Source organism: Sutterella massiliensis (assembly GCF_016899755.1).
Lineage (GTDB): Bacteria > Pseudomonadota > Gammaproteobacteria > Burkholderiales > Burkholderiaceae_F > Sutterella > Sutterella massiliensis.
Genome location: NZ_JACJJC010000048.1, coordinates 1 through 1,916, shown reverse-complemented (window position 1 = coordinate 1,916; position 1,916 = coordinate 1). Strand labels below are relative to the sequence as shown.

General features: G+C 52.8%; 2 protein-coding genes. One reads left to right on the top strand and one right to left on the bottom strand.

Annotation, left to right across the window (positions count from 1 at the left end):
* Positions 1–486: SMODS domain-containing nucleotidyltransferase (locus H6A60_RS11060; protein WP_439145083.1), on the top strand; the 486-nt coding region annotated here is incomplete at its 5' end.
* Between the two features lie 299 nt (positions 487–785).
* Here H6A60_RS11060 and H6A60_RS11055 read toward each other — a convergent pair.
* On the bottom strand, positions 786–1,916 hold a 1,131-nt coding region (locus H6A60_RS11055; protein ID WP_205104586.1), incomplete at its 5' end, for an autotransporter outer membrane beta-barrel domain-containing protein.

The following is a 1,916-nucleotide window of genomic DNA, read 5'->3' as shown; positions in this document are numbered from 1 at the left end:
CAAGTAATACAAATTAACTTCTCCGATGGAATACAGTTCGAAATTTTACCTGCATTTAGAAAAAATAGAGACTTTTACGTTTATGCAGATACCAACAATGGTGGAAGATGGAGATCCTCTTATCCAAAACTAGAAATAAATAGGATGAAAGACAAAAACGATTCTTCCAAAGGTTTACTTGTTGACACTTGCAGATATCTTCGATTGCTTCGTGACTATTTGCCAGTTTACATCTCACCGAGTGGAATTACTATCGATTCATTTGTATATTGGGAAATTGAAAACTATCACTGGATTCCTGAAAATAATCAAATCGAGTCTCGAGAATCTTTTTATTCCTACTTTACACACCTAATGGAAAGATTTTATCTTTACAAATACAACACGCAGATTCAAGCAATTGATGGTTGGAATTTTATTCCGTTTGATAGCGAAGGCTTAGAGCGTCTCTTAGATTTAGCTATAAAGGTTAACTACAACCGTTAACAATGCTTCTCAAGTACTAGCAGGAATGTAACTCCTCAGATAGAAGGCGGAAGCTACCGCACTTTACCGCAAATTTTATGCAACACCATCATACTTTCGACCCCGCCCACTATTAACTGAAGAACCTCGAAACTTCTGCAGGTCTTGGAAGTCTTTTTTTCCTAAAGGCCGTCCAGTTGTCCTTTTAAGTCCCCTCAAATAAAAGCGGCGCCTAGATTTCTCCGGACGCCGCTCTTTCCCTTTTAAGTGTTTCAATCCGTCGATCGTTCAGACCGTCAGATTTTTCGCTCTTCAAGAGCTTACCACTGGTAGCGAGCTCGGAGCGTGAACGCGTTGTCGAGACGATCATCGCCGCCGACGCCGAGGTCATACGACGCCCCGATCGTCCAATTGCCGTTCTGCGCGTCGATGCCGAGCGAAGCCTGGAACGGCGCGTCGTCGACAACCTGCGTCTTGATTGTTTCCTTCACGCTGCTCCAGCGAACCTTGCTCGTCGCTTCATCGTCACCGAAGGACGGAACGACGGCAAGATCGACGACAGGCGCCAGCTTCCAGCTGCCGGCATCGATGTTGCCCGAGAAGGCAACGCCGATCGGTGCCGTGAAGATGTTCATCGTGTCGTCGTCGGTTCTGAAAGCACCTTCATAGCCGTCGACATTAAGGCGCGTCCAGCGGATGCCGACATGCGGAACAATGTTGACGGCCCCCATCTCGAAGAGATACTCGCCGCCGATGCCGACCGTCCAGGCGTCCGCCTTCACTTCGTCGTCAAGCTTCATGCCGAAGGCGGTCGCGGAAAGGTCGGACGTCGTGTGCATCCAGCCGATGTCGATCTTGCCGTTGAAGTCGCCTAGGCGATGGCTGCCGTAGACCGAAAGCCCCACGAAGTCCGCGTCGTTGTCGATGTCGAACGCAGCGCCCTTCGAGCCGCCGTCGCCGGTACCGACCGTCAAGGCTGCACCGATCACCTTGCCGTTTCCGAGACCCACGTCCGCGCCCAGAACACCGCCGTAGAGATCGACGTCGTAGCCGGCGTCTCCGTAAAGCGACTCGGCTTCGTTCGTCGTGGCGAGAACATCGGCCCAGACTGTCGCGCCTTCGCCGCGAACGAGGCCGTTCTTCATCGACATGCGCGCGTCAATCGAGCGGTTCATAAGCTTCGAAGCGTCGAGCGCGACGTTGTAGACGCCGCCCGCCGCTGCGAGCGCCATCGCTTCGTTGCCGATTTCGGAAGCCTGTGCGACGGAACCCACGCCGTAGTCGCCGTAGGCGGCCATGCGCGAGAGGAATCGCGTGGCGCGATCGGAGGCGTACACATCGTTGAGGCCCGCCTCGTGCATCGCATTCATGAGCGAAACGCCTTCGAAGCCCTCAAAGACCACCGTCGCATCGTTGACGGAGGTCGTGTAGCTCAGTGAGCCGTCCTCGTT